Consider the following 25,814-nt stretch of genomic DNA (forward strand, 5'->3'; position numbering starts at 1 on the left):
CCGTCGTGTCGGGGTCTGACGGGGGCCCGGCACGACTGCGAGAAAACGCTCCATTCGGTGGCGTACCGCGCCGCTGCGGCCAATTTCCACGATCGCGAATTGCGTCCGGATGGGCCCCCGGATCGGGGTTGACGATTTCGCAGCGGCTTCTAAAGTTGCGCGCGCACAGCACCGGCGACGGGCGCCCCCATCCCACGGGGCACACGCTTCGCCGGCACTCACCAACACCACCCACCGAACCGCCCGTTTCCCAAACGGCGGATGGAGCTCCTTCCCATGCACGCTCATCGCATTTCCCGGCTCATGATCGCCGGGCTGTTCACCGCCATCGCGGTGGCCGGTTGCGCCCCGAGGGTCTTCAGCGACGCCTCCGGCATCGCGATCGTCGGTTCCGCCCCAGCCCCCGTCGAGGAGGCGCCGCCGCCGGAGCCGCAGAAGCGCGTCGAGGTCCGCGAGAACAAGATCGTCATCAACGAGAAGATCCAGTTCGAGGTCAACTCGGCGAAGATCCTGCCGGTCTCGCACGACCTGCTCAACGAGGTGGCCAAGGTCATCAAGGAGCACCCCGAGGTCAAGAAGATCGAGATCGAGGGCCACGCGAGCGCCGAGGGCTCGGACGCCAAGAACCAGAAGCTGTCGGAGAACCGTGCGAAGTCGGTGCTCAAGTACCTGACCAAGGACGGCGGCGTGGACAAGTCGCTGCTGTCGGCCAAGGGCTACGGCGAGACCCGACCGATCGCGGACAACGAGACCGAGGACGGTCGCGAGAAGAACCGCCGCGTCGAGTTCACGATCACGGAGCAGGACGTCCAGAAGACCAAGGTCGAGATCGACGAAAAGGGCAACGAGAAGGTCATCGAGGGAGCCAAGTGATTTCCATGAAGACGTCCATCGCAATCCTCCTCGGTGTGGGCATTCTCGGCGGCTGCAGCTTCATGGCGCGCGACACCGAGACCTACAAGAACGACACTCGCACGCTGCTCGAGACCAAGAATAGCGACGTCGTCGCGTGCTACGACGCGGCGCTGGCCGCCAACCCCTCGCAGAGCGGGAACGTGGTCGTGACCTTCAACGTCGAGAAGAAGACCGGCCTGCTCACCAACGTGAACGCCGATCCGAACCAGAGCACTGCCCCCGAGGGGCTGCAGCAGTGCGTGGTGAAGGCGCTCGAGGGGCTCACGCTGCCCGAGCCCGATCGTCGTCAGGGCGACGCCACGTTCACGTGGACGTTCAACGCTGCCGGTGGTGCCCCGGTGGCCGCCGACGCGCCCGCCGACGCGCCCGCCGACGCGCCCGCGGCCTGACGCTGCGCCCGCGGCCCTCGGATCGCGTCGATTCGAGGACCGCGGACGGGCGCGCGACGCTGGTTCCTGCACGGTCCCGTGCAGTTCTGGCATCGTGCCTTCCAACATGGGCCCATCGATCGACGGCTGCGACCGTCGGCGGTGGGCCTTGTCGCGTCGATGTACGTCGAGGTCGACGATCACGTCGTCGCATCGCGGCAGTCGCCCGCGCCCGCGGGCTTTCGCCGCGCGACCAAACGACCCTACACTTGCTCGCCCCGTCTCATCCACGCGGGCGCCAGGAGCGATCCATGCCCTTTGCAGCGAATCCACGTACCACCCACCTGACGGTCGGCGCGACATTGCTCGCGCTGATGCTCCTCGGACCCGGTCGCATCGAGGCCGCCGACGACGACGGCGACGCCCGCCTGCAGAAGCTCACGGTGGAGCTCAAGGAGCACAACGTCGACGACACCCGCCACGCCGCGACCACCGAGCTCGGCAAGGCCGAGGCGCTGCGCGACAAGGCCCGCACGATGATCGGCGAGCGCCGCGAGCGCGACGCGCTCGCGCGGACGCTCGACGAGCTGGAGGGCACGCTGTCGCTCATCGGCGCCAAGATCAAGCACGCCGCCGCGAAGGCCGGTCACGACGACGCGGCCAAGAAGCGCGACGCGCTCGCGGCCGAGCTCGCGAAGGTCCGCGCCGACGCCGACGCCCTCGAGAAGCAGCAGTCCGAGCTCGAGAAGAAGCTGGGAGGTGGCAAGTGAAGCGCATCCACATCATCGCCATGGCGGTCGCGCTCGCGGCCTGCTCGCGCCTGCCCAAGCCGGCCGAGATGACGGAGTTCGAGAACGAGCGCAAGACCCGTGAGGGCGAGGAGCTCAAGCTCGAGCTGCCCGAGCTGGTCAAGCGCGCCGACGACGAGCACGCGCGCGCGGTCGAGGCCCACGACGACAAGGAAGAGGACCTGCTGAAGCACCACGCCCACCTGGCGTGGCTGTGGTGGGAGTCCGCGAGCCTGCGTCACGAGAGCATCGAGCTCACCGCCGCCACCGAGCTGGTCAACGCCGAGACCGCGAAGCTCGAGGACGATCTGGCGGAGGCCAAGAAGCGCCAGAAGCTGGCCAAGGCCACGCTCGATCGCATGCAGCAGATCATCGCGCTCGAGGGCAAGGTCAGCGACAGCCAGGAGGTCGGTGCGGCCAAGAGCGCGATCGGTGAGGCGCTGTCGGCCCTCAAGGACGCGCAGGCGGTCGACGCCGACGTGCACGCCAGCGTGAACTTTGCTGCGGCGGAGGCCAAGCTCAAGGCCGCCACCGATGCGCTCGGGAAGAACCGCGCCAAGGATGCGCAGAGCTTCGCGATCGAGGCCAAGGCCGCGGCCGAGGCCGCCAAGCGCGAGGCCGAGCCGAAGTACACCTCGACCGAGGCCGATCAGGCCAAGATGGCGCGGCAGAAGGCGCTGTTCGAGAAGGTCGGCGAGATCACCGGCGTGTCGCGCTCGATGGTCGAGGGCGGCGTGCAGATCACCGTCGTCGAGGCCTTCTCGGCCTCGGGTGGCGTCGACATGCAGCCGGTGATGGAGGCGACCTTCAACCGCCTCGCCGAGGTGGCCAAGGAGTTCTCGGACTACGCGATGGTCATCGAGGGCCACACCGACAGCAAGGGCAACAAGAGCAAGAACCTGCAGCTGTCGGACGCGCGGGCCAAGAGCGTGATGGCGTTCCTCGCCGCGCAGGGCGTCGCACCCGATCGCATGACCGCGTTCGGCAAGGGCTCCGCGGAGCCGGTCGCCGACAACAAGACCAAGGACGGTCGCGCGAAGAACCGGCGCATCGAGATCTTGTTCGTGCCGTCGAGCAAGTGACCGAGCTCGAGCGCGCCAACCCGCGGACGCCGGCTCGGCGTTCGCGGGGACGCCTGGTCGACGAGGTCACGCAGCTGTGGGTGCGCGCGACCGGGCGCAAGGTCGACCCCCGCGAAGCGCCGTGGCTCGTGGGACCGGTGGGCGACGTGCTGGGCGTGGGTGCGAGCTTCTTCGACGAGTGGGCCGCGCGGCACGGCCTGCGGATCCTGCCACCGGAGGACTCGCCGGGGTTGCTCACGCGCTTCACGGCGCTGGCCGGCCCCGGCTTCGATCCGCAGGTGGTGTCGCCGGCGATCGCCGCGTTCTACGAGCGCACCACCGCGTGGGAGCTTCGCATCGTGCCGCGCTGGCGGGGCCTGTTCCGGCCGCTCGGGTGGCTCATCTCGCGGCTCTTCAGTCGCCGGCTCGCGCAGCTGAACCTGCCGCTGTCGAGCAGTGACGTCGACGGTGGCGTGCGCTCGCGGATCGTCGCGCTGGTCGACCCGGACAGCGGCGAGCGACGGCACACCGGCTGGGTGCGGACCTCCGGCGGCACCGGCCTGCCGCTGTTCGTGGGTGACTACGGCACCGCCATCATCCCGGGCTGCGCCGATCCGTGCGTGCGGGTGGTGTTCCCACTGCCGCACGGCAACGCCGTCATCGCGCTGCGACCAGTCGCGCAGGGCGAGGGCTTCGCGCTCGTCTCCGATGGCAAGCGCTTCGGCGATCCCGGCTTCTACTTCACGGTGCAGCGGCCCGACGGACTCGCGGTGCGTTACGTGCGGACCATGAAGGAACGGCTCGAGATCCGCACCGACGGCGATGGCCTGCGGGCCGAGCATCGCTTCGCGGTGTTCGGCCTCGAGTTCCTGCGGCTCGAGTACACCATCACCCGCAAGCCGCCGACAGCGGCGGCCTGACGCCCAGCGGCGGGCTCACGCGCGATCGAGCGCTTGGCGCAGATCGGCGAGCAGGTCGTCGACGTGTTCGACGCCAACCGACAGCCGCACGAAGCCGTCGTCGAAGCCGAGCGCCTTCCGCGTCGCCGCGGGGATGCTCGCGTGGGTCATGATCGCGGGGTGCTCGATCAGGCTCTCGACGCCGCCCAGGCTCTCGGCCAGCGTGAACACCTTCACCGCCGAGAGGAAGCGACGGGCGGCCTCGAGATCACCGTTCAGGTAGGCCGAGATCATGCCGCCGCCGCGGGCCATCTGCCGCTGCGCGAGCGCGTGCTGCGGGTGGCTGGCGAGCCCGGGATACACCACCTGGCGGATCTTCGGATGCTGCGCGAGGAACTCGGCCACGCGCTCGGCGTTGTCGCAGTGCCGCTCCATCCGCAGCGCCAGCGTCTTCATGCCGCGCAGCGTCAGGTAGCAGTCCTGCGGCCCCGGCACCGCGCCGCAGCTGTTCTGCAGGAATGCCAGCCGCGCCGCGAGGTCGGCATCGGCGGTCACGACCGCGCCGCCGACCACGTCCGAGTGGCCGCCCATGTACTTGGTCGTGCTGTGCATGACCAGGTCGGCGCCCTGCTCGAGCGGGCGCTGCAGCATCGGCGTGGCGAAGGTGTTGTCCACCGCCAGCAGCACGCGCTTGCGTTTGCACACCGCGGCGATGCCCGCGATGTCGGCGAGCTTGAGCATCGGGTTGGTCGGGGTCTCGACCCACACCAGCTTGGTGCGCTCCTCGATCGCCGCCTCGATGGCGGCGGTGTCGCCAGGGTCGACGAAGGTGAAGCGGATGCCGAGCCGCCGCATGACCTTGTCGAACAGCCGGAAGGTGCCGCCGTAGACGTCGTCGACGCTGACGACATGGTCGCCCGCGTCGAGCAGCTGCACGATGGTCGTGGTCGCGGCGCAGCCCGACGCGAACGCGAAGCCGAAGCGACCACCCTCGAGCGCCGCCACGCCGCGCTCGAGCGCGTAGCGGGTGGGGTTCTGCGTGCGGCTGTACTCGAAGCCGGTGTGCTCGCCGGGCGCCTTCTGGGCGTAGGTCGAGGTCTGGAACACCGGTGGCATCACGGCGCCGGTGACCGGCTCGACGTGCTGGCCGCCGTGGATGGCGAGGGTCTCGAGGCGCGCGCCCTCGGGCAGGTGGTCTTGGTCCTTGCGGTACTCGGCCATGGTGGACTCCGGCGGGCTTCTAGCCGCGGTGGCTGGCGAGGTAGTCGATGATGTCGATCTTGGTGAGCACGCCGAGCAGGCGGTCGGCCTCGACCACCAGCACGACCTTGGCGTCGTTGAAGATGTTGCGCACCAGCTGGATGCGGGTCTGCGGGGTCACGGTGGCGTAGTCGGACTCGACCAGCGCGGTGAGCGGCTCGGCCAGCGCGCCCTCGTGCTCGACGAGGTAGTTGAGCAGATCGATCTCGGCCACGATGCCGCAGTGCCGACCGTTGTCGTCGAGCACCGGCAGCTGGCTGATGCCGTGCTCCTTCATGATCTGGATCGCGTCGCGCACGGTCGCGCTGGTCGGCGCGGTGATGAGCCGATGGGGCTTGTGCTTGAGCACGTGGGCGACGGTGCCCTCGGTGTCGTCGTCGGCGAGGAAGCCGTTGCTGCGCATCCACTCGTCGTTGAAGATCTTCGACAGATACTTCTGCGCGCTGTCGGGCAGCAGCACCAGGATGTTCTGCGGCTGCTTGAGCGCGCGGGCGTACTTGATGGCGCCGACCACCGCCGCGCCGCCCGAGCCGCCGGTGAAGATGCCCTCGCGACGCGCAAGCTCGCGCGTCATCAAGAAGCACTCCTTGTCGTCGACCTGCACCACCTCGTCGAGCAGGTCGAGGTTCATGGTCGAGGGCAGGAAGTCCTCGCCGATGCCCTCGACGTAGTACGAGAACGGCTTGGTCAGGCGCCCGGTCTTGACGTACTCGTAGTAGAGCGAGCCGATGGGGTCGACGCCGACCAGCTTGAGGTCGGGCTTGTGCTGCTTGAAGTAGCGGCCACAGCCCGACAGCGTGCCACCGGTGCCCATGCCGGCGCAGAAGGCATCGAACTCGCCGCCGGTCTGGTCCCAGATCTCGGGCCCGGTCGAGACGTAGTGGGCCTCGGGGTTGGCGGGGTTGTGGTACTGGTTCGAGTAGAACGCACCCGGGGTCTCCTCGACGATGCGGCGCGCGGTCGAGTAGTAGCTGCGCGGATCGGAGGGCTCGACCGCGGTCGGGCAGATCACGACCTTGGCGCCGTAGGCCCGCAGCGCGTCGATCTTCTCCTTCGACATCTTGTCGGGCATCACGAAGATGCACTTGTAGCCGCGGGTCGCCGCGACCATCGCGAGCCCGGCGCCGGTGTTGCCGCTGGTGGCCTCGACGATGGTCCCGCCGGGGCCGAGCATGCCGCGCTTCTCGGCGTCGGTGATGATGTTGAGCGCGACGCGGTCCTTCATCGAGCCGGCGGGGTTCAAGTACTCGAGCTTCACGTAGATGCTCGACTCGACATCCTCCGCGACGCGCTGCAGTCGTACGATGGGGGTGTGCCCGATGGCCTGGGTGAGGTCCGCGACTGCGCCGCGCATCAGCGATCGTTGCATGTTCGATTCCCTGCAGTCGCGGCGGGGGCGTCCGCGCTGCTGCGGACGGGGCTCCCCGGGTGGGCCGCGACGGCCGGAGTCGTACCACGAAGCCGGGCGGGATTCACGGCTCGGCCGCCGCGGCCCGATCGGCGCGGCGTTGGGCCTGGCGGGCGCGCTGCTTGCTGCCGTCGCCGAAGAACCACCCGATGTTGAACGTGAACATCGGGCGCCAGCTCTGGGCTTGTCGAGCTCGAAGTGCTGCAGGTGGCTGCGCACGCCGGCCACGCGGAGGATGAACGAGATCGCACCGCGATCGACGCGGGTCGTGAACGAGAGCTCGCCGCCGACGTGGTGGTTGTTCAGGATCACCGGCTCGCCGAGGCCACCGCGGCTGGCACTCACGACGTCCTTGCGGTTGATGAGCGGGTGGAAGAAGCCGTAGCCGAGCGCGACGCCGACCAGCGCGCCTTGGTAGCCGAGGTGGAGCTGGGGGTGGATGACCAGCGGCATCGCCTCGAGGGTGTTGCCGACGTTGGTGCCCATCGCGAGGCTGGGCCGCACCATCATGTACTTGAGGAACTGTGCCTGGTAGGCGAAGTCGGCCATCAGCGGCACGTAGTGGAAGCGCTGGGCCTTGCCGGTGTCGGCGTCGACGGCCTTCGACAACCGGATGTACGCCAGCTCCACGCCGAGTCGGAAGCGATGGGTCGGCGGCAGCTGGCGACGGCGCGGATCGACGAAGCCGGGCTCGTCGTCGTCATCGCGGGCGGCTTGGGCCTGCCGCGGCAGCGCACCGACCAGCAGCGACACCGCCGGGATCCACGCCAGATGTGCACGCACCATCTGCTTCACAGCATCCCCTGCGACGCCGCGGCGGTCAAATCCCGCGGGAGGGTCGAGTGCCGGGCGGCGCACCGTCGCCGGCGCACGCGCGGGCCATCACGGAATCGTGGCGGCCCGGCCATCACGCCAGCGCGAGGTCGATGGCGACCGCGGCGAGGTAGCCGAGGCTGACCCAGCCGTTCAGATCGAAGAACGCCTTGCCGATGCGCGAGAGGTCGCCGGGGCGCACGATCACGTGCTCGGCCACGAGAATCACCGCGATCACGAGCAGGCCGGCGGCATGGGCGAGCCCGAGCCCGGCGTGCAGGTGCAGCAGCGCCAGCGCGAGCAGCGTCACCACGTGCAGCGCGGCCGAGATCACCAGCGCGCCGACGGTGCCGAAGCGGGCCGGGATCGAGTGCAGGCCGGCGGCCCGATCGAAGTCCTGGTCCTGCAGCGCGTACAGCACGTCGAAGCCCGCGACCCAGGTCGCGACCGCGAGCATGAGCAGCAGCGGTGCGGTCGCGCCGGCGAAGCCGCCGGTGACGGCGATCCACGCGCCGCCGGGCGCGAGCGCGAGCGCGAGCCCGAGCACGAGGTGGCTCGACCACGAGAAGCGCTTGAAGTAGCTGTACCCGAGCAGCACGACCAGGCACGCCGGGGACAGCAGCGCCGGTAGCCAGCCCAGCGCCGCGGATGCGCCCACGAACACCGCGGCCGACAGCAGCGTCAGCGACCACGCCGCCCGCAGCGACATCACGCCGGCCGGCAACTCACGGGTCGCCGTGCGCGGGTTGGCAGCGTCGAAGCGACGGTCGACGATGCGGTTGAAGCCCATCGCGGCCGCGCGCGCACCGGTGAAGGCCAGCACGATCCACAACACCCGCAGGGCGTCGAGGCCGAGGCCGCCGTGGGCGGTGGCGAAGCGGTGGGCGAGCAGGGTCGAGGCCAGCGCGAACGGCAAGCCGAACACGGTGTGGCTCAGCTTCACCAGCGAGCCGAACGCCCGCAGTGTGCCGGGCCGCGCGGAGGCCACCGCCTCGCTCATGCCGCGCCGACCTCGAGTCGTTCGTAGCGCATGTTGCGACGCGCGGGGCGGAAGCCGGCCTGGCGGATGTGGTGCTCGATCTGCGCCGCGGTGAGCATGAAGTGGGCGCCCGCCTGCGAGACCACGTTCTCCTCGATCATCACCGAGCCGAAGTCGTTGGCGCCGAAGCGCAGACCGACCTCGCCGATGTCGGGCCCGAGCGTCGGCCAGCTGACCTGCAGGTTGGGGATGTTGTCGAGGTACAGCCGCGCGAGCGCCTGCATCCGCAGGTATCGCCACGCGCTGGTGTCGTCGCGCAGCTTGAGGCGGGTGCCGTCGGCCTGGAACGGCCAGGTGATGAACGCCGTGAACGAACCGCCGCCCTCGCGAGCGAGCGACTCGTCCTGCAGCGCGCGCAGGCGATCGAGGTGCGTGAGCACATGGTCGCCGGTCTCCTGGAAGCCGAACACCATCGTGCAGGTGGTCAGCATGCCGATCGTGTGGGCCTGCCGCATGACCTCGAGCCACTCGTCGGTGGTGTTCTTGAACGGCGAGATGCGGTTGCGGATCTCGTCGTGCAGCAGCTCGGCGCCGCCGCCGGGCAGTGAGTCCATGCCCGCCGCGCGCAGGCGCTCCAGCACCTCGCGCACGCCGATCTGCTCGAGGTGGGCCAGGTGGATGATCTCGGTCGGCGACAGCGCGTGCAGGGCCAGCCGGAAGTTGGCCTTGGTCCAGCGGAACAGCTCCTCGTACCACGACAGCGGCAGCTCGGGGTTGAGCCCGCCCTGCAGCAGGATCTGGACCCCGCCGAGCTGCTCGGTCTCGCGGAACTTCTGCGTCAGCTGCTCGCGGGTGAGCACGTAGGCGCCGGCGTCGTGGGCCTTGCCCGACGGCGGCACGTAGAAGTTGCAGAACTTGCAGCGCGCGGTGCAGACGTTGGTGTAGTTGACGTTGCGATCGATGATGTACGTGACGATGCCGTCGGGGTGCAGCGCGCGGCGACGGGCGTCGGCGGCCTGCCCGAGCGCGAGCAGGTCGGCCTCGTCGTACAGCCGCAGGCCCTCGGCGAGGCTGATGCGCTCGCCGGCGGTCGCGCGCGCGAGGATCTGGTCGACCGAGCGCGGTGCGGCCACGCGCCCGCGGTGCTCGAGCGGTGCGTAGCCGAGGGTCGCGAAGTTGACGTGGGCGAGGTCCTCGTCGTCGTCGGGCCGCACGAGCCCGCGCACCTCGCGGGCGCGGCTCAAGTATTCGACCAAGCCCTCGCGCTCGTAGGCGTCGAGCTCGTAGCGGATCGAGTGCCGCAGGTAGCGGGCGTACTCGACCTCGGAGAGGCCGCTGCCGCGGTGCGACTCGGCATAGGCCCGCGCGAGCGCTTCGATCTGCGCGAGGCCGGTGCGCTTGGCCTGCTGCAATGCGCGCACGTGCACCGGCTGCAGCGCGCCGGGTCGGGCGGCCCACACCGCGAACACCATCGGCATGCCGGTCTCGTGGAACCACTGCGCGCCGAGATCCATGGTGTGCGCGAAGCGACCCACCAGGCCGAACGCGGCGTCGCCGATGACCAGCGCACCGACGTCGGCGCGCACGTGCGAGGCACCTTCGCCGTGGGGCACGACCTCGAGCGCAGGCGCGAGCCCACGGGCGGCCAGCAGCACCTCGAGCAGCAACGCCGAGCTGCGCGAGGCGCCGTCGAGCACGATGCGCGACAGCGCCTCGAGCGGGCGCTCCGAGACCACGACCACGGTCTGCACGGCGCCGCGGCAGGCGATCGCGACGTCGGGCACGACCTCCCACTCGGGGTGATCGAGCAGGGTCGCGACCGGCACCAACGCGACGTCGCAATCGCCGGCGGCGAGCTTCTGGGCGCAGCGCGAGGGCAGGTCCTCGGCGATCTCGAACAGCGGCGCGCCCTCGTCGTCGCGGGGCGGCTCGGCGACCAACGGCGCGACCAACGGGCGCGCGTTCAAGAACGAGACCCCCAGCAGTCGCAGCGGCGCGCTCATGGCCGCACCTCGGTGGTGCCGCCGTCGCTGGCCAGCGGCAGCCGCTTGCGCGGCTCGAGCCCCGAGTACGGCACGCTGGCGTCGATGCGGATCTCCGGCAGCGGTGCGCCGTCGTCCTCCCACAGCACGTGGTAGAGCGTGTCGCGCTCGACCGCGCGGCGACCGGCCTCACGGACCAGTCGCACGAGGTCGTGGCGCGTCAGCGCCTGCGGCGTGTCGGCGCCGGCCATGTGATAGATCTTCTCTTCTTGCACGGTGCCGTCGAGATCGTCGGCGCCGAAGCTCTGCGCGATCTGGGCGGTCTTGATGCCGAGCATGATCCAGTAGGCCTTGATGTGCTCGATGTTGTGCAGCATCAGGCGCGCGACCGCGTAGGTGCGCAGGTCGTCCATGCCGGTGGGGCCGGGCAGCTTGCCGAGGTCGTTGCCCTCGGGGTGGTACGACAGCGGGATGAAGGTCTGGAAGCCGCCGGTCTCGTCCTGCAGCGCGCGCAGCTGCAGCATGTGATCGATGCGTTCCTCGAGGGTCTCGACGGTGCCGTAGAGCATCGTGCAGTTGCTGCGCAGACCCAGGCGATGGGCGGTGCGGTGCACGTCGAGCCACTGGTCGCCGGTGGCCTTCTCGCGACAGATCTTGCGACGCACGCGTTCTGCGAAGATCTCCGCGCCGCCGCCGGGCAGGCTGCCGAGCCCGGCGTCGATCAGCTCGCGAAGGACCTGCTCGTAGCCCATCTGGTAGCGCTCGGCGAAGTCGTGGATCTCGACCGCCGTGTAGGCCTTGAGGTGGATCTCGGGTCGCTCTTCCTTGAGCACGCGCAGCGTGTCCTTGAAGTACGACCACGGCAGCGTCGGGTGCAGGCCGTTGACGATGTGGATCTCGGTGACGTGCTGACCGCGGCGCTCGACCAGCTTGCCGCGGACCTGCTCGAGGCTCATCGTGTACGCCTGCGGCATGTCGGGCTCGAGCCGGGCGAACGAGCAGAACTTGCAGTCCGAGTGGCAGACGTTGGTCGCGTTGATGTGGAAGTTGATGTTGAAGTAGGTGCGGTCGCCGTGCAGCCGCTCGCGCACGCCGTTGGCGAGCGCGCCCAGGGTGCACAGGTCGGGCACGCGGTACAGCCACACGCCGTCGTCGAACGACAGCGGCGTGCGGTCGTCGAGCTTGCGCTGGATCTCGGAGAGGCGGGCGTCGTCGCGGATCATCGGGTGACCTCGGTGCTCGGGGCGGGCTGCAGGCCGGCGTGACGCACGAGCGTCTGCAAGCCGGCGTGGGTGGCTTCGTCGGGGCGCGTCACGCCGCACAACAGCAGCATACGATCGGGGGCGATCGGGCCGACCAGGGCGTCGGCGCCGAAGCCCAGCGCCAGCTGGGCCAGGCGGATGCCGAGCAGATCGAAGCGCGCGTGGATCGACACGGTGTCGGGCAGCAGCAGCCGCGCCGCGGCCACGCACCACAGCCGGTGCAGGCCGGCGTCATCGCGCGAGCAGGGCGCGAGCGCGAGCGCGGGCAAGCCACGGGCCGCGGCCTCGGCGAGCCAGCCGACGTAGCGTGCGCGGCCCTCCGCGCTGGCCTCGACCTGCACGACGACCGCGCTGCCCGGCGCCAGCGTGGTCAGCTGCGGCCACGGGCCCGCCTGCGGCGGCGCCAGCAAGGCCGCGGTGGTCGCGGCCGCGTCGGGCAGCTCGCACGCGCTGGCGTCGAGCACCCGGATCGCGCGACCGAACGCCGCGTCCCGGCGCGCGCGGGCCTTCACCGCGGCGACCAGGGGTTCGTCCAACAATGCCAGCACCGACTCGGGATCGATCATGACGGCTCTCCCCAGCGCTGCAGCAGCGGCAGCGCGACACCGGCACGATCGAGCGCCCGCACGACCACCGTGTCGATGGCCTGCTCGAGCGTCGTGATCGCGCCGTAGAACGAAGGCACCGCGGGCAGCACGATCGCGCCGGCCTCGGTGGCGGTGACCATGTTGCGCAGGTGCACCAGCGACAGCGGGGTCTCGCGCACCACCAGCACCAGCGTGCGCCGCTCCTTCAGCGCGACCTCGCAGGCGCGACTCAGCAGGTCGCCGCCGCCGCCGTGGGCGACGCGCGACAGCGTGCTCATCGAGCACGGCGCGACGATCACCGCGTCGGCCGGGCTCGAGCCCGACGCGAACGGGGCCGCGAAATCGTGGGCCTGCCAGCGCCGCGCACCCGCGACGGTGGCCGGCATGGCCTCGCCGAGCTCCTGCTGCCACACCAGCTCGGCGTTGGCGGTCGCGACCCAGTGCACGTCGAGTGGGCACGGGGCCGCCAGCCCCGGCAGCGTGCCGGCGCGCGCCGCCGACAGCAGCGCGAGCGTGCGACGGGCGTAGATCGAGCCCGACGCGCCGCTGATGCCGACCACGATGCGGCGCGCCGTCATCCCGCCCTCGTGGCGCGGACGATCGAGGCCACGCCCATCGTCAGGCCCTCGACCCGCACGTCGACGAAGCCGGCGTCCTGCAGCCGCGCCGCGTACTCGTTGGTGCTGTCGAAGCGGCCGATGCTGCGCGGCAGGTACTGGTACGCCTCGCGGTCGCCGGTCACCGCCCAGCCGACCCACGGCAGCACACCGCGGTTGTAGATCGCGTGCACGATGCGGGTGCCGAGCGAGTCGGGGCGGAAGAAGTCGAGCACGACCAGCTTGCCGCCGGGGCGCAGCGCGCGGGCCTGCTCGGCGCAGGCGCGCCCGAGGTCCGAGAGGTTGCGGATGCCGAAGGCGCAGAAGATCGCATCGCAGCTGGCGTCGTCGACCGGCAGCGCGTGGGCGTCCATCACCGCGGTGTCGATGTGCGCCGCGGCCTCGCCGACCAGCTTCGCGCGGCCGCGCTCGAGCATCTCGGCCGCGAAGTCGCCGGCCAGCACCTTGGCGCGGGGGAACGCGCGGTGGATCGCCAGCGAGCTGTCGAGCGTGCCGGCGCACAGATCGAGCGCGACCGGCACGCGATCGGCCGGCACGTGGCGCAGCAGATCGGCGACCGCACGCCGGCGCCAACGCTCGTCGATGCCGAGGCTCATCACCCGGTTGGCGCGGTCGTAGCCGCCGGCGATGCGATCGAACATGCGCTGCACCTGGCTGCCGTGGGCGTCGATCGGCGCCAGCGAGGTGCCGCTGGAGGAGGGCAGGGAGGTCTCGGGGGTGGTCATGTCGATCTCCGCACGACGTACGCTGCGACCTGCTCGAGCGCGGCGCGCGAGCACGAGGGCGGCAGCTGGGACAGCGCCGCGATGGCCTTCTCGGCGTGTTCGCAGGCGATCGCGGCGGCGCGACGGGGCCCGTCGCTGGCGACCACCGCGTGGAGGATTTCGTGGGCCAGCGCGGCCGGCATCGGCACCGGCCCGCGCAGCGCCGCGCGCACGCGGGCGTGCAGCCGCGGATCGTCGTCGCAGGCGAGGATGAGCGGCAGCGTCATCTTGCCGTCGCGCAGGTCCTGGCCGGGCTCCTTGCCGGTGGGCTCGTGACCGCCCAGGCCGTAGTCGAGCACGTCGTCGGCGATCTGGAACGCGAAGCCGAGCTCGCTGCCGAAGCGCGCCAGCGCGGGCACCAGCCGCGCGTCGGGCAGCCCCGCGACGGTGCTGCACCACTGGATGAGCGCGGCGGTCTTGCGATCGATGACCATCGCGTAGCGGCTGCGATCGAGCGAGTCGTCGCCACAGCCGTGCAGCTGCGCGACCTCACCCTCGGCCATGCGCGTGACCGCGTCGGCCATCGACTGCACCGCGTCGATGCGACCGGTGCGACCGATGGCCTGCAGCGCGCGCGCGAGCGCGAAGTCGCCGACCAGCACCGCCATGCCGTTGCCGAACACGCCGCGCGCCGTGGGCCGACCGCGACGGAACTCGCCGCCGTCGATGACGTCGTCGTGCAGCAGCGTGGCGGTGTGCAGCAGCTCGCCGACCGCGGCGACGGTGATGCGGTGGGCGTCGCCGTAGCCGGCCGCCTTGGCGCACAGCAGCGTCAGCAGCGGGCGGAAGCGCTTACCGCCGGCGAACGCCAGGTGGCCGCCGACCTCGGGCACGACCGCGATCTCGGAGCGCAACAGCTCGGCGAGCGCGTGCTCGGCGAGCTCGAGGTCGCCGTCGACCAACGACAGCGCCTCGGCCAGCAGTGCGGCCGTGCCCGTGCGCGGTGGCGCAGCGACGGTGAACGAAGACGCGGCGACTGCCGCGGGCTCATGGGCCGACTCGGACATCTTGCCCCCAGTGCCGCAGCAGCGCCGGGAAACGAGCGGCGCGCTGGGCGATGGACGAAAGCAACCCCGACAAGCGGTGTCGCGCGACGAAGGCGTCGAGGAATCGACGCCCCAACTCGAAGAACTCCAGCAGCCGCTCGATCCGCCCGCGTGCGAACGCGATCGCGGGGTCGTGGCTGCGGACGCGCTGCAGCGCGGCGAGGATCGACTCGAGCCGCGCGATGGCGTCGTCGACCTGGGCGCGCTCGCGCCGGCGGAAGACGCCCGTGATGATCTCCCAGAGGTCGGTCTGCGCGACGAACTCGCGCCCCTGACGACGGACCACGCCCCAGTGCTGCAGCGAAGCCAAGGTCATGCTCACGCTGCCGGCGCTGGCGCCCAGTCGCGCGCGGATCTCCGCGTGGCCCAGCGGCGCTGGCGACAGGAACAGCAGCCCGAACGCGCGGCCCTGCGTGCGCGTGAAGCCCCAGAACGCAGCGATGTTGCCGAACACCTCGGCCAGCTCGTCCTGCGCGGCGGTCAGGGCGGCCTGTGCGGCGGTGGGGGCGGGCTCGGGCATCGCAGTGGGTTCGGTTCAAATTGAACTGAACGAAGAGGGGCTTACTCCCGGCGAGGCACGCTGTCAAACCGGTTCGCGCGCCACACCGCTTTCGCCCGCGGGGATCGAGCCCCGTGGGGAATCGCAGCCCTTGCTGCTACGGTTGCCACGGCCTTCGATCCCGTGAGCATCCCCGACCCCGAGCCCACCGCGACGATGCGCGCACGACCCGGCTGGTTGGCCTCGGGTGCGGGCCTCGCCGGCGTGGTGCTCGGCGCGGCCGCGGTGATGTTGGGGCGCATCGGGTCGCCGCCGCCGCCCGCGGTCGCGCCGGTCGTCGCGGTGCCGGCGGCCGCACCCGAGCCGGCGCCGCCGCAGCTGGTCGACGCCATCGCGAAGACGCGCAACACCGTGGTCTCCCTGCGCACGCCGACCCGCGCCGGTGCCGGCGTCATCATCGACGCCAGCGGCGTCATCATCACGAACATGCACGTGGTCGGCGAGGTGACGAGTCCCGGCGCGCTGGCGGGCCCAGGTGAGCTCGCGACGCCGCCGCAGATCCGCGCACGCTTCCCCGACGGCCGCGAGCTGGCGGCGCGGGTGGTGGTCGCCGATCGGCAGGAGGACCTCGCGGTGTTGCTGCTCGATGGCCAGCCCGGCGAGCGCTTCGAGGCCGCGACCATGGGCCGCTCGGCGACGCTGCAGCCGGGCACCCAGGTGTTCGCGGTCGGCAACCCGCTGGGGCTGTCGCACTCGGTGTCGGCGGGCATCGTGTCGGCGGTCGATCGCGTCGGGGTCGGTGGCGTCGGCGTGCCGCTGGTGCAGCTCGACGCGTCGATCAACGTCGGCAACTCCGGCGGGCCGTTGTTCACGCTCGCGGGCGAGGTGGTGGGGCTGGTGACGGCCCGCGATCGCCAGGCCGAGGGCATCGCGTTCGCGCTGCCGATCGATCACGTGCGTGGCTTCCTGCAGGCGGTCACCGGCGGCGACGCGCCCAAGGCCGGCGCGCTCGGGGTCACGCTCGCGCTCGATCGTCCGCTGCCGGCGAGCGTGCGCGAGCTCGGCTACGCCAGTGGCCTGGTGGTCGCCGACGTCGTCGAAGGCGGCGCGGCCGCGAGCGCGGGCGTGCGCGCCCACGACGTCATCGTCGAGGCCCGCGGCGCGCGGCTCGACGCCAGCATGGGCGCCAGCGATCCGGCCACGCTCGGGCGCACGTTCGTCGAGACCGTGCGCGCGATGTACCCCGGCGAGCGCATCACGCTGACGGTGGTGCGCGACGGCGCAGCGCAGCGACTCGAGGTCGAGACCGGTGCCGCCGACGATCGCGAGCAGACCTTCATCGACGCCGAGCGCGTGCTCGGGGTGCGGCTCGATCGCAAGCGCGAGCCACCGGCGATCGTCGATGCGGTCGGCGATCACGGGCTCGGTCGCTACGGCGCGCGCGTGCGCGGGGGCGAGATCCTCGGCCTGCTCGGCCGCGAGACCGCCGACCTCGCGGCGCTCGGCAAGCTGCTCGGTGAGCTGCGGGTGCTGCTGCGCGCGGGCGGCCGCGACAGCACCGCGTGGGTGCGGATCCGCAGCGCCGACGGCAGCGAGGCCTACTGGCCCATCGAACTCGAGTAGGGGCCGCGTCGCGCCGCGGGGCTCGGCCGGGCCGCGATCGCTCCGCCGAATGGCCGCACGGGCGACGCGCCGAATGTGCGGCGTGTTTCCGATGTCCGAAGGCTGCACACCGGGCAGAGCGGGACCACGATCGTGTGCGGCGTCGATCGAGCGCGGAGCAGCGCAGTGATGCGCGCGAACTCAAAGGGGTCGATGCGTGAAACGGGACGAGATCTCGTTTGACACGTGCAGCCCCCAGAGCCGACAGTGGAACGGATGGGACCATGCGGATCATGGGCTCGGAAGGCTCGGGCGTTGCCGCCGGTGATGTCTGCGCGTGGTGGACGTGCGCTGATGCGGGCGGTGGCGGTCGCGGTGGTCGCATCGAGCTGCCGCGGTGGGGCGAGAACGTCCAGCACGGCGAGCGCGACCGCGCAGGCCGACTCGGCGGCCGCGAGCACGAGCGGTGGGGCGCCGACGACGGGCACGACGATGCTCGCGGACGTGGGCACCAAACCGAGCCTGCCGGAGGGTTGCGAGGACGGGGTCGCGAAGGACGGTGAGTACTGCTTCGAGCTGGTCGAGGTCCCCGCGGGAGACCGCGCGGGGCTACAGATCGAGGGCGCGGCGGCGCTCGACCTCGACGGCGACGGCGCGGAGGAGCTGATCTACGCGTTCTCGGACGGTAACGATGCTCCGTGCGCAGGCGAGGAGTCGCAGTGGTGCTCGCAGATCTACCGGTGGTCGGGCACGGAGTTCACAGAGATCGGGGAGGTCACCGGCGGTGCACAGGTGGCAGATCCCAACGGATCGCCGTACTACACCGTGCTCGACTTCGACGGCGACGGGAGACGGGACCTCGTGGTCACCCATTTGGCGGGACTCGGTTACTGGGAGCACCGTGCGGACGGAACGCTGGCGGGCGGGGGTGGCTGGAAGCTGGGTGATTACATCAAGGGCGGGGCATTTCCGTATCGAGGTAGCGACGAGGGATTCGCGAACGTGCTGGTGGCCCTCGACGAGGGGATGCAGGTCCACCGGTGGGACGGCGCGACGTGGAATCCTGAGGGGGCGCTGCTGCCCCTGCCGAACTGTCTGATGTATCCGGGCGCGCGGGGGACCTCGACGAAGACGGGATGGAGGACGTGGGCGTGCTGGGCGACTACAACGGGTGCGAGTTCAACTTTCCGAACAGCTACGCGGAGGACCCGGAGTACTTCGCGATGCCAGTGCTGCTGACGGATCGTGCGACGGGCCTGCTCGAGCCCGCAGGTGGCGTGCTGCCGGGCGAGATTCCGCGGCTGATGTGGCTGGGAGATCTGGACGGAGACGGTCACCTCGACGTGCTGTTCGGCGTGTACGGGTCGGGGTTCAGCTGGGCGCGGGGTCTGGGAGACGGGAGCTTCGAGCCGGCGGAGCTGGTGCTGGAGTTGCCCGGCGAAACGGCACCCGAGTTGCCGGCTGGGTACGAGCAGGGGTGGAGTCCGCAGGGGCTGGCTGACTTCGACGGCGATGGTGTGATGGAGGTGCTCGTGCGCGGAAGCGTGCAGCCTCCGGGCGGCAACGCGGGGCAAGCGACGATGCGGTTCATCGTGGTCGATGTCGCGGAGGCGAGCTCGCTCGAGGTCTACGAGCAGCCGTTCGCCAGCGCCGAGGCGTGGAGTGGGAAGCAGCAGTTTCGAGGGTTCGGCGACTTCAACGGCGACGGGGTCACGGACTTTGCCGTCTGGATCTCGGATCGCGTGGAAGGAGCCCCATCGGTGACACGCCCTGCGGTTTGGATCTCGCGGCCGTGAACGGGCGCGGGGGAGTACGAGCGAGACCAGGGAGGTGACGAGGATGTCGGACCACAGTGAACACAGCCGTGCTGGGTGTCGAGTCCCCACACGCTGACTGCGATTGTCCGCGACGAACGGGGCGCCACGCGTACCGCGACGAAGACGATCGCCTGCCAGTGAGGTCGCCGGGCGGGGACAAACCCTGCGATCCTCGCTGCGCGGGACGGCGGGCCCCCGCCGCCCACGCACCCGCGTTGCCCCGACACGCGATTGTTGCGGCCCTGCCGTGAACCGAACGCGCCGTCGCCCCACTTAGGGGCGACCCTGCCATGCGCTCGACCGTCACCGCCTCGATCTGCCTCGCCCTGTGCCTGTCCCCCATTGCCTGCGGCGAGTCGAGCGACGACGACGGCGCCGGGGGTGCCGGTGGCAAGGGCGACAACCTCACCGACAAGGGCATCTGCGCCGGCGCGGTGATCGACAAGCGCACCGGCGACGACGGCACCGAGCTGGCGGATCTGTCGGAGCTCGCCGACGTGTTCGCGCAGAAGGTCCTGCAGGCCGAGGGCGACGAGGGCACCTGCCCGACGACCTACGGCGAGATCATGGCCAAGCTGCGGGAGACCGACAAGGAGAACTGCGAGGGCGTGCGCGACGGCCTGCGCACCGCGGTGGTCAGCGAGACCGCGCAGGTGATGGGCAAGGCCGACACCTACCGCACCGTCACCACGCGCCAGTGCGGCGACCGTGAGCCCCACGAGCTGCTGTTCTCGCTGTTCGGCCTGCGCAGCACCACCAAGGGGCTGCCCGGCAACGTCGAGGTCATCGCCTTCGATCGCACCAACGCGGTGTTCAACTACTACGCGATCGAAGACGGCGAGATGCACTTCTTCGGCAACTCGGCGGACTACATGAAGATCGCCCAGGGCGAGGGCGCGCGGTGCAACGAGTGCCATCCCAACGGCGCGCTCAACATGAAGGAGCTCGCGGCGCCGTGGGTGCACTGGGAGGGCGACACCACGACGCCCGGCGCCGACACGCTGGTCGACGGCCACGACGATCTCGGCAGCAAGACCGACGGCATCGAGCTCGAGGGCATCGTCGACCGCGGCAACGATGCGATCCTCGCCACCCGCACCAAGACCCTGCTGGCCACCAACGACCTGAAGCAGGTGCTGCGGCCGCTGTTCTGCGCCGAGCAGCTGAACCTCGAGGAGGGCAGCTCGTCGGCCGGCGGCGGTGCACCGTCGTCGATCCCCGGGGGCGCGCTGGTCGACAGCCGCCTCAGCTTCGGCAGCGTCAGCGTCGGCGCCGACGTCTACACCGCCGCCATCAAGGCCGCCAAGCAGAAGGTCGTCGACGGCAGCGGCGCGCAGCTGAAGGACAAGAGCGGCAAGGGCGTCGTCGACACCCACTTCGCGTTCGTGTTCCCGGTCGTCAGCCGCGAGGATCAGAGCTACGTCGACAAGCTGGTGGAGCTGAAGGTCATCGACGAGGACTTCAAGAACGACGTGCTCGCGGTCGACATGACGCGGCCGGTGTTCTCGGCCGATCGCTGCCGCCTGCTCGAGTCGGCGCCCTCGATCGCCAAGCTCACCACCAGCACCGGCAAGGCCGTGAAGAGCTTGCCCAAGAAGATCCGCGACGGCTTCGTGGCCGCGCTCGCCGGCGCCACCGAGGGCTCGGCCGAGGCGCAGCTCGCCGGCTTCCTCGCCAACACCAGCGACGCCGACGCCCACGTGAAGGCCGCCGACGACTTCTTCGCCGCCTGCGAGGCGCGGCCCAAGGCCGAGTTCATGGCCGACGCGCTGAAGGTCGTGTCGCTGCGCCGCAACCAGGCCCGTGAGCTGCCCGTCATGGAGTTCGCACCGACCATGCCGATGGACAGCCTGCAGGTCGGCGACGACGCCCACCTCGATGCCGCGACCTGCACGCTGGTCGAGTAGCAGCTTTCGTGCGTGGGGCCGCGAACCGCGGGCGGCCCCGTCGCACTTCATGCTCGACGCCGCGGGCCGCTTCGCTTCGTCTCCCCCTCGCTTGGAGTGACCATGAACCTCGACGCCCGATTGCTCTCCCGTGCCCTGGCCTTTGCCGCCGCGTGCTCGTTCGGTGCCTGCGACAAGCAGGACGACACCGAAGAGAGCCAGGCCTGCGCCGAGGGCGAGAAGTGCGACACCCCCGGTGGCACCCAGCAGGAGCAGTGCCTCGCGCGACAGTCCGAGGTGCTGAACAGCTCGCAGCGCGGCTTCACCCCCACCGCGATCCGCTGGTCGTGCGCCGACGTCACCGGCGTCAACACCAACACCCAGGATGATCGCGGCCAGGAGTACTGCGAGTACTACGCGATCGTGCAGCCGCCGATGTCGACCGAGGCGTTCGACCTCGGTCGCCCGCAGTCCGAGCAGTCCGGCGACGTCACGGCCAACGCGATCTGCGTCGAGGGCGAGAACGCCGACAACTGCCGCACCAAGATCAGCGCCGATCAGCTCGCGGCGATGGAGGACGACCCGACCGCGATCGTCGGCGCGTGCGTGTTCACCTCGTGGCACGCCGACGTGCCGGGGCCGCTGCCGTCGTGCGCCGCGGGCGAGTGCGGCACCGATCAGTCGCTGTTCGGCTTCCAGTTCACCGAGGAGTTCTTCCGCATGAAGATCTCCTTCAACTCGAACGGTGCCGCCGCCGACCTCGTGCAGAAGTGCCTCGAGGGCAAGGCGCCTGCGCCCAAGAAGTGGTCGAACACCGCCGACCCGCTGACGGAGCCCTTCTTCCGCGGCTGCATGGAGGTGCAGGGCATCTACGGCACCGGCTGGCGCCGCTCGGATCCGTCGGTGTGTGCGGTGGTCAACCGCCTCGACGAGTGCGGCTGCGGCGTGCCGGGTGTGAGCCGCGAGGATCTGCCGACCGCGATCATCCCGCCGCAGCCGACCCCGAACGGCGACATCACCCTGCGTGGCTTCCGGCTCGGCACCTGGGACAACCCCGAGGGCTTGCCGCCGGGCTGCCGCTACCTCGACACCGGTGACACCAGCCACACGCTCGTGGCCTGCGATCTCACCGCCAGCGACGTGGTGCAGAACCTGAACGATCCCAAGGAGACCTGTCGTCGCACCTTCGGGCCCAACGTGGTCGTGCACGTGCCGCTGCCCAAGGACGCGATCCAGTGCTCGCCGAACAAGAAGACCAGCGCGGGCAAGAGCTGCGGCACCACGCCGTGGAACCTGGGCGCCGAGAACGGCTGACGCCGGCAACTTGCAAGCCCGACCTCGGCGGGACTACGGTCGTCGCCGATGACGTCGCGCCGAGCTCGAGCGTGGATTGGGGGCCTGGCGGCCCTGCTCGGCTGTGGTGACGCGGCCGCGCCGCCGGACGCGGCGCCAGCTCCCGCAGTGGCCGTGGATGCCGCTGCGCCGGCGACCGTCGCGGACGCGCCCCGCGACGCGTTGCTCGCCGAGGCCCGCGGTGCGATCGCGGTCGCGGCCGACGGCGCGGTGCTGGATGCCGACCTGCGCGCGCAGGTGCTCGCCTCGACCGCGCCGCAGCATGCCCACGCCAAGCGGCTGCTCGCCGCGCTCGCGCGCCCGCGCGACGCGGGTGCGGCGTCGGCGAGCACCGGCACTGCGATGCCGAGCGTGCCGCCGCTGGCCCCGAGCGCGACCGGTGACGCCGACGTGCCACCGGTGGTGCCGCCGTCGAGCACGCCCGGCGCGGCCACGACGGACGCGCCGGGCGTCGCGTCGACCTCGGCCGCCGCGCGGCCGGCCGCAGCGGCCAGCACTGCGGCGGGCGAGGGACCCGCGAGCCGCGGCGCTTCGAGCAGTGGCCCCGTGCAGCTCGAGCGGCTCGGGCTCGCGAAGAGCAAGGCCGGTGCGTCGCTGACGATCGTCGCCTCGCGCGGCATCCTCGTCGGCGTCGTGAGCCAGCCCGAGGGCGGGCTCGTGCGACTCATGCTCGACGACGTCAGCGCCTCGGCCAAGGTGCTGTCGTCGCGGCCGCGCGTGGCGGGGGCCGCGGTGACCGACATCGCCCGCAGCAGCAAGGGCGTGCGCGTGACCATCGCGCTCGAGCCGGGTTGGACGCTCGGCGGGGTCCACCGCACCACGGGCGGCGCGCGCGTCGACCTGCGCGCGCCGTGAATCGCCGGCCTTCTCGCACCCGCCGCGGACAGCCGCGCGGTCCGTGCTAAGCATCGCGCGAACCATGTCGTACGCGAGCCTGCGCGAGGCGGTCGTCGATCTCGAGCGGACGGGGCAGCTCCGACGCATCGCCGTGCCGCTCGATCCCCACCTCGAGCTGTCGTACGTGCACCTGCGGGTGTGCGAGCAGGGCGGGCCGGCGCTGCTGTTCGAGCAGGTCGAGGGCTGCGCGTTCCCGGCGGTGTCGAACCTCTTCGGCACGCTCGAGCGCGCGCGCTTCCTGCTGCGTCACGGCTACGAGACCGCGGCGCGCGTGATCGAGGCGCGCGCCGATCCGGTCGCGGCGCTCAAGCATCCCTGGCGTCATCGCGGCACGCCGCTGGCGGGCCTGCGCGCGCTGCCGTGGCGGCGTCGCAGCGGCCCGGTGCTCGCCCACCAGACCACCGTTGGCGCGCTGCCGCAGGTGCACTGCTGGCCCGACGACGGTGGCCCCTTCATCACGCTGCCGCAGGTGTGGAGCGAGCATCCCGACGCGCCTGGGGTCATGCGCGGCAACGTCGGCATGTACCGCATCCAGCTCGGCGGCAACGACTACGTGCCCGATCGCGAGGTCGGGCTGCACTACCAGCTGCATCGCGGCATCGGCGTGCACCACACCGCCGCGGTCGCGCGCGGCGAGCCGCTGCGCGTGAGCGTGTTCGTGGGCGGGCCACCGGCCCACACGGTCGCGGCCGTGATGCCGCTGCCCGAAGGGCTCTCCGAGCTCACCTTCGCCGGCATGCTCGCGGCGCGACGCTTTCGCTGGGCCCGCGTCGACGGCCACGTGGTCTCGACCGAGGCCGACTTCGTGCTGACCGGCACCGTGGTGCCCGGCGAGACCAAGCCCGAGGGGCCGTTCGGCGATCACCTGGGCTACTACAGCCTCACGCATCCGTTCCCGGTGCTGCGGGTCGATCACGTGTGGCACCGCGCGGGCGCGATCTGGCCCTTCACGGTGGTCGGTCGGCCACCGCAGGAGGACACCGCGTTCGGCAAGATCATCCACGAACTCACCGCGCCGATGGTGCCGCGCTCGATCGCGGGGCTGCGCGCGATGCATGCGGTCGACGCTGCCGGCGTGCATCCGCTGATGCTGGCGCTGGGCAGCGAGCGCTACGTGCCGTGGGGCGAGCGGCGGCCGGCCGAGCTGCTGACGATCGCCAACGCGGTGCTGGGCTTCGGGCAGGCCTCGCTCGCGAAGTACCTCGTCATTGCCGCGGTGCAGGACGCCGCGCCGTCGCCCGAGCACGAAGCCGAGTTCCTCGCGCACGTGCTCGCGCGCTTCGATCCGCGCCGCGATCTGCACTTCCAGACCCGCACCACGATCGACACGCTCGACTACTCGGGCACCGGCCTGAACGAGGGCAGCAAGCTCGTGATCGCGGCCGCCGGCGCACCGCTGCGGACGCTCGCGACCACGCTGCCGCCGACGCTGCCGCTGCCGGCGGGCTTTGGACCGGTCGCGCTGGTGCTGCCGGGCGTGCTGGCGGTGCAGGGGCCCGCGTACGCCGAGGCGCCCGGGGCCGCCCAGAGCCTCGCGACCGCGCTCGAGCAGGCCGGCGTGCTGCACGAGCCGTCGACCCCGTGGCCGCTGGTGGTGTTGGCCGACGACGCGGAATTCTGTGCCCGCACCCTGGCGAATTTCCTGTGGGTGACGTTCACGCGCAGCAATCCCTCGCACGACGTGCACGGCGTGGGCGCGACCATCTCGCACAAGCACTGGGGCTGCACCGGCGCGGTGATCATCGATGCGCGTCGCAAGCCCCACCACGCACCGCTGCTCGACTACGACCCCGCGGTGGTCGCCAAGCTCGAAGCCATGGCGGTGCGCGGCGGCCCGCTGCACGGGCTGCTGTGAGCCGCACCGACCGCGCCGGGCCGCACGGCCGGCGGCCCGGCTGAGCTACACTGCCCGACGTGATGGTCGCCCGACTCTGTGCCGCATCGCTCCTGGCCCTCGTCGCGCTCGGCTGTCGACCGCCGGTCGACACCAACCCGCCGCCGGACGACGGCGGCTCGCAGGAGACCGCGACGGTCGGCGATCCGATCGAGATCGCGGGCAAGCGCATGGCGGCCGGCGACCTCGACGGCGCCGAGGGCGAGATCGACGCGGCGCTGCAGAAGCACGCGGACGATCACGAGCTGTGGTTCGCCAAGGGCGTCATCCGACAGGCCCGCAACGACGACGACGGCGCCACGCAGGCGTGGTCGCGGGCGCTCGAGCTGCAGCCGCAGTTCGTGCCCGCGATCGGGGGCATCGGCTCGGTGTTGCTGGCCAAGGGCGACTTCGACGCGTCGATCGATCGCTTCAGCGAGGCGCTGCGGCTGCAGCCCGACTGGGCCGACGGGCACTACAACCTCGGGCTCGCGCTGCTCGGTGCCAAGCAGCGCGACAAGGCCGTGCTGGCGTTCGAGCGCGCGGCCAAGCTCGCACCCGACGACCCCACCGTGCTCGTGCAGCTGGCCGACATCTACGTGCAGGACGAGAAGACCGACGCCGCGTTGCCACTGCTGCAGCACGCCGCCGAGGTCGCGCCCAAGGACGCCAACGTGCGCGTGGTGTGGGGCAACGCGCTGGTCAAGCGCGGCGACTTCGAGGGCGCGATCGGGCAGTACGCCCAGGCGCTGCAGGCCGATCCCAACAACCTCGACGCGCGGCTCGGGCTCGCGCGGGCGCAGCAGCGCGCCGGCAAGCTCGCCGACGCCGCCAAGCAGCTCGAGCTGCTCACCGGCGTGGTGCCCGACTCGGCGGTGGTGTGGGCGGAGTGGGGCAGCGTGCTCGCGAAGCAGGGCCAGCTCGACGCCGCGCTCGGCAAGTTCGACAAGGCCATCGCGATCGATCCGAAGTTCGAGGCCGCGTACGTGCGGCGGATCGGCGCGCTGGTCGAGGGCAAGCGCTGCAAGGACGCCCGCGCGGCGCTCGCGGCACTGCGAGATCTCGAGCCCGCCGATGCCTCGATGGAGGCCGGCCAGGCCGCGATGGGCAAATGCAAGAAGTAGGTGCGTCGGCGCAC

Annotated in this window: 23 protein-coding genes; 13 read left to right on the top strand and 10 right to left on the bottom strand. The window is 71.2% G+C overall.

Translation table 11 applies throughout. The features are described from left to right. Positions 1-276: 276 nt before the first annotated feature. The 5 genes from IPH07_04165 (at position 277) to IPH07_04185 (ending at position 4,052) form a co-directional block, all read left to right on the top strand. Positions 277-873 (top strand): OmpA family protein, encoded by a 597-nt coding sequence (locus IPH07_04165; protein MBK6916577.1) that lies wholly within the window; start codon positions 277-279, stop codon positions 871-873. Positions 874-878: 5 nt separating this feature from the next. Next, positions 879-1,304: an AgmX/PglI C-terminal domain-containing protein gene (locus IPH07_04170; GenBank protein ID MBK6916578.1), complete on the top strand. Its 426-nt coding sequence runs from the start codon at positions 879-881 to the stop codon at positions 1,302-1,304. Between the two features lie 290 nt (positions 1,305-1,594). After that, positions 1,595-2,053: a hypothetical protein gene (locus IPH07_04175; protein MBK6916579.1), complete on the top strand. Its 459-nt coding sequence runs from the start codon at positions 1,595-1,597 to the stop codon at positions 2,051-2,053. Then, a complete protein-coding gene (locus tag IPH07_04180) occupies positions 2,050-3,153 on the top strand; it encodes an OmpA family protein (GenBank protein ID MBK6916580.1) in 1,104 nt (367 codons plus the stop codon). Before IPH07_04175 ends, IPH07_04180 begins: the two co-directional genes overlap by 4 nt. Beyond that, positions 3,150-4,052 (top strand): hypothetical protein, encoded by a 903-nt coding sequence (locus IPH07_04185; GenBank protein MBK6916581.1) that lies wholly within the window; start codon positions 3,150-3,152, stop codon positions 4,050-4,052. Before IPH07_04180 ends, IPH07_04185 begins: the two co-directional genes overlap by 4 nt. Positions 4,053-4,067: 15 nt before the next feature. Here the strand turns inward: IPH07_04185 and IPH07_04190 are convergent, their stop codons facing one another. The 10 genes from IPH07_04190 to IPH07_04235 form a co-directional block, all read right to left on the bottom strand. Continuing rightward, positions 4,068-5,252, bottom strand: a complete 1,185-nt coding sequence (locus tag IPH07_04190; protein MBK6916582.1) for a cystathionine gamma-synthase — start codon at positions 5,250-5,252, stop codon at positions 4,068-4,070. A gap of 19 nt (positions 5,253-5,271) precedes the next feature. Beyond that, the gene (locus tag IPH07_04195) at positions 5,272-6,660 is read right to left on the bottom strand and encodes a pyridoxal-phosphate dependent enzyme (GenBank protein MBK6916583.1); all 1,389 of its coding nucleotides are present in this window, start codon (positions 6,658-6,660) and stop codon (positions 5,272-5,274) included. 946 nt (positions 6,661-7,606) lie between these two features. After that, entirely contained in the window at positions 7,607-8,512 is a 906-nt protein-coding gene (locus tag IPH07_04200; protein MBK6916584.1) for a UbiA family prenyltransferase, read from the bottom strand. Then, entirely contained in the window at positions 8,509-10,494 is a 1,986-nt protein-coding gene (locus tag IPH07_04205) for a CofH family radical SAM protein (GenBank protein ID MBK6916585.1), read from the bottom strand. Before IPH07_04205 ends, IPH07_04200 begins: the two co-directional genes overlap by 4 nt. Continuing rightward, complete coding sequence (gene mqnE, locus IPH07_04210; GenBank protein ID MBK6916586.1) at positions 10,491-11,696, bottom strand: aminofutalosine synthase MqnE; 1,206 nt, start codon at positions 11,694-11,696, stop codon at positions 10,491-10,493. The genes IPH07_04205 and mqnE overlap by 4 nt, the downstream gene beginning before the upstream one ends. Next, positions 11,693-12,301, bottom strand: a complete 609-nt coding sequence (locus IPH07_04215; protein ID MBK6916587.1) for a hypothetical protein — start codon at positions 12,299-12,301, stop codon at positions 11,693-11,695. The genes mqnE and IPH07_04215 overlap by 4 nt, the downstream gene beginning before the upstream one ends. After that, positions 12,298-12,900 (bottom strand): UbiX family flavin prenyltransferase, encoded by a 603-nt coding sequence (locus IPH07_04220; protein ID MBK6916588.1) that lies wholly within the window; start codon positions 12,898-12,900, stop codon positions 12,298-12,300. The genes IPH07_04215 and IPH07_04220 overlap by 4 nt, the downstream gene beginning before the upstream one ends. Continuing rightward, a complete protein-coding gene (locus IPH07_04225; GenBank protein ID MBK6916589.1) occupies positions 12,897-13,664 on the bottom strand; it encodes a ubiquinone/menaquinone biosynthesis methyltransferase in 768 nt (255 codons plus the stop codon). Before IPH07_04225 ends, IPH07_04220 begins: the two co-directional genes overlap by 4 nt. Continuing rightward, the gene (locus IPH07_04230) at positions 13,661-14,710 is read right to left on the bottom strand and encodes a polyprenyl synthetase family protein (protein ID MBK6916590.1); all 1,050 of its coding nucleotides are present in this window, start codon (positions 14,708-14,710) and stop codon (positions 13,661-13,663) included. The genes IPH07_04225 and IPH07_04230 overlap by 4 nt, the downstream gene beginning before the upstream one ends. After that, the gene (locus IPH07_04235; protein ID MBK6916591.1) at positions 14,691-15,269 is read right to left on the bottom strand and encodes a hypothetical protein; all 579 of its coding nucleotides are present in this window, start codon (positions 15,267-15,269) and stop codon (positions 14,691-14,693) included. Before IPH07_04235 ends, IPH07_04230 begins: the two co-directional genes overlap by 20 nt. 162 nt (positions 15,270-15,431) lie before the next feature. On the opposite strand from IPH07_04235, the gene IPH07_04240 reads away from it, so the two are divergent. The 8 genes from IPH07_04240 to IPH07_04275 all read left to right on the top strand — a co-directional run bounded on the left by IPH07_04240 (position 15,432) and on the right by IPH07_04275 (position 25,800). Beyond that, positions 15,432-16,871, top strand: a complete 1,440-nt coding sequence (locus tag IPH07_04240) for a trypsin-like peptidase domain-containing protein (GenBank protein ID MBK6916592.1) — start codon at positions 15,432-15,434, stop codon at positions 16,869-16,871. A 471-nt stretch (positions 16,872-17,342) separates the two neighbouring features. Then, positions 17,343-18,089, top strand: coding sequence for a VCBS repeat-containing protein (locus IPH07_04245; GenBank protein ID MBK6916593.1), 747 nt, complete (start codon positions 17,343-17,345; stop codon positions 18,087-18,089). Then, positions 17,996-18,646, top strand: coding sequence for a VCBS repeat-containing protein (locus IPH07_04250; GenBank protein MBK6916594.1), 651 nt, complete (start codon positions 17,996-17,998; stop codon positions 18,644-18,646). Before IPH07_04245 ends, IPH07_04250 begins: the two co-directional genes overlap by 94 nt. Positions 18,647-18,957: 311 nt before the next feature. Then, entirely contained in the window at positions 18,958-20,574 is a 1,617-nt protein-coding gene (locus tag IPH07_04255) for a hypothetical protein (protein MBK6916595.1), read from the top strand. A 102-nt stretch (positions 20,575-20,676) separates the two neighbouring features. Beyond that, positions 20,677-21,867 carry a hypothetical protein gene (locus IPH07_04260; GenBank protein MBK6916596.1) on the top strand — a complete coding sequence of 397 codons (1,191 nt, stop codon included), beginning with the start codon at positions 20,677-20,679 and terminating at the stop codon, positions 21,865-21,867. A gap of 48 nt (positions 21,868-21,915) precedes the next feature. Next, positions 21,916-22,761, top strand: a complete 846-nt coding sequence (locus IPH07_04265; GenBank protein MBK6916597.1) for a hypothetical protein — start codon at positions 21,916-21,918, stop codon at positions 22,759-22,761. Positions 22,762-22,825: 64 nt separating this feature from the next. After that, the gene (locus IPH07_04270; protein ID MBK6916598.1) at positions 22,826-24,658 is read left to right on the top strand and encodes a UbiD family decarboxylase; all 1,833 of its coding nucleotides are present in this window, start codon (positions 22,826-22,828) and stop codon (positions 24,656-24,658) included. Positions 24,659-24,720: 62 nt separating this feature from the next. Next, positions 24,721-25,800 (top strand): tetratricopeptide repeat protein, encoded by a 1,080-nt coding sequence (locus IPH07_04275; protein MBK6916599.1) that lies wholly within the window; start codon positions 24,721-24,723, stop codon positions 25,798-25,800. Positions 25,801-25,814: the final 14 nt, after the last annotated feature.

It is taken from the genome of Deltaproteobacteria bacterium (assembly GCA_016709225.1).
Classification (GTDB): Bacteria; Myxococcota_A; Polyangia; order Nannocystales; family Nannocystaceae; genus Xiheibacterium; species Xiheibacterium phototrophicum.

Bases quoted from the DNA above. Each gene is read 5' to 3' on its own strand.
- IPH07_04165 (MBK6916577.1), top strand. From the start codon at position 277: ATGCACGCTCATCGCATTTCCCGGCTCATGATCGCCGGGCTGTTCACC.
- IPH07_04170 (MBK6916578.1), top strand. From the start codon at position 879: ATGAAGACGTCCATCGCAATCCTCCTCGGTGTGGGCATTCTCGGCGGC.
- IPH07_04175 (MBK6916579.1), top strand. From the start codon at position 1,595: ATGCCCTTTGCAGCGAATCCACGTACCACCCACCTGACGGTCGGCGCG.
- IPH07_04190 (MBK6916582.1), bottom strand. From the start codon at position 5,252: ATGGCCGAGTACCGCAAGGACCAAGACCACCTGCCCGAGGGCGCGCGC.
- IPH07_04195 (MBK6916583.1), bottom strand. From the start codon at position 6,660: ATGCAACGATCGCTGATGCGCGGCGCAGTCGCGGACCTCACCCAGGCC.
- IPH07_04200 (MBK6916584.1), bottom strand. From the start codon at position 8,512: ATGAGCGAGGCGGTGGCCTCCGCGCGGCCCGGCACACTGCGGGCGTTC.
- IPH07_04205 (MBK6916585.1), bottom strand. From the start codon at position 10,494: ATGAGCGCGCCGCTGCGACTGCTGGGGGTCTCGTTCTTGAACGCGCGC.
- mqnE (MBK6916586.1), bottom strand. From the start codon at position 11,696: ATGATCCGCGACGACGCCCGCCTCTCCGAGATCCAGCGCAAGCTCGAC.
- IPH07_04215 (MBK6916587.1), bottom strand. From the start codon at position 12,301: ATGATCGATCCCGAGTCGGTGCTGGCATTGTTGGACGAACCCCTGGTC.
- IPH07_04220 (MBK6916588.1), bottom strand. From the start codon at position 12,900: ATGACGGCGCGCCGCATCGTGGTCGGCATCAGCGGCGCGTCGGGCTCG.
- IPH07_04225 (MBK6916589.1), bottom strand. From the start codon at position 13,664: ATGACCACCCCCGAGACCTCCCTGCCCTCCTCCAGCGGCACCTCGCTG.
- IPH07_04230 (MBK6916590.1), bottom strand. From the start codon at position 14,710: ATGTCCGAGTCGGCCCATGAGCCCGCGGCAGTCGCCGCGTCTTCGTTC.
- IPH07_04235 (MBK6916591.1), bottom strand. From the start codon at position 15,269: ATGCCCGAGCCCGCCCCCACCGCCGCACAGGCCGCCCTGACCGCCGCG.
- IPH07_04245 (MBK6916593.1), top strand. From the start codon at position 17,343: ATGCTCGCGGACGTGGGCACCAAACCGAGCCTGCCGGAGGGTTGCGAG.
- IPH07_04255 (MBK6916595.1), top strand. From the start codon at position 18,958: ATGCGCTCGACCGTCACCGCCTCGATCTGCCTCGCCCTGTGCCTGTCC.
- IPH07_04260 (MBK6916596.1), top strand. From the start codon at position 20,677: ATGAACCTCGACGCCCGATTGCTCTCCCGTGCCCTGGCCTTTGCCGCC.
- IPH07_04265 (MBK6916597.1), top strand. From the start codon at position 21,916: ATGACGTCGCGCCGAGCTCGAGCGTGGATTGGGGGCCTGGCGGCCCTG.
- IPH07_04270 (MBK6916598.1), top strand. From the start codon at position 22,826: ATGTCGTACGCGAGCCTGCGCGAGGCGGTCGTCGATCTCGAGCGGACG.
- IPH07_04275 (MBK6916599.1), top strand. From the start codon at position 24,721: ATGGTCGCCCGACTCTGTGCCGCATCGCTCCTGGCCCTCGTCGCGCTC.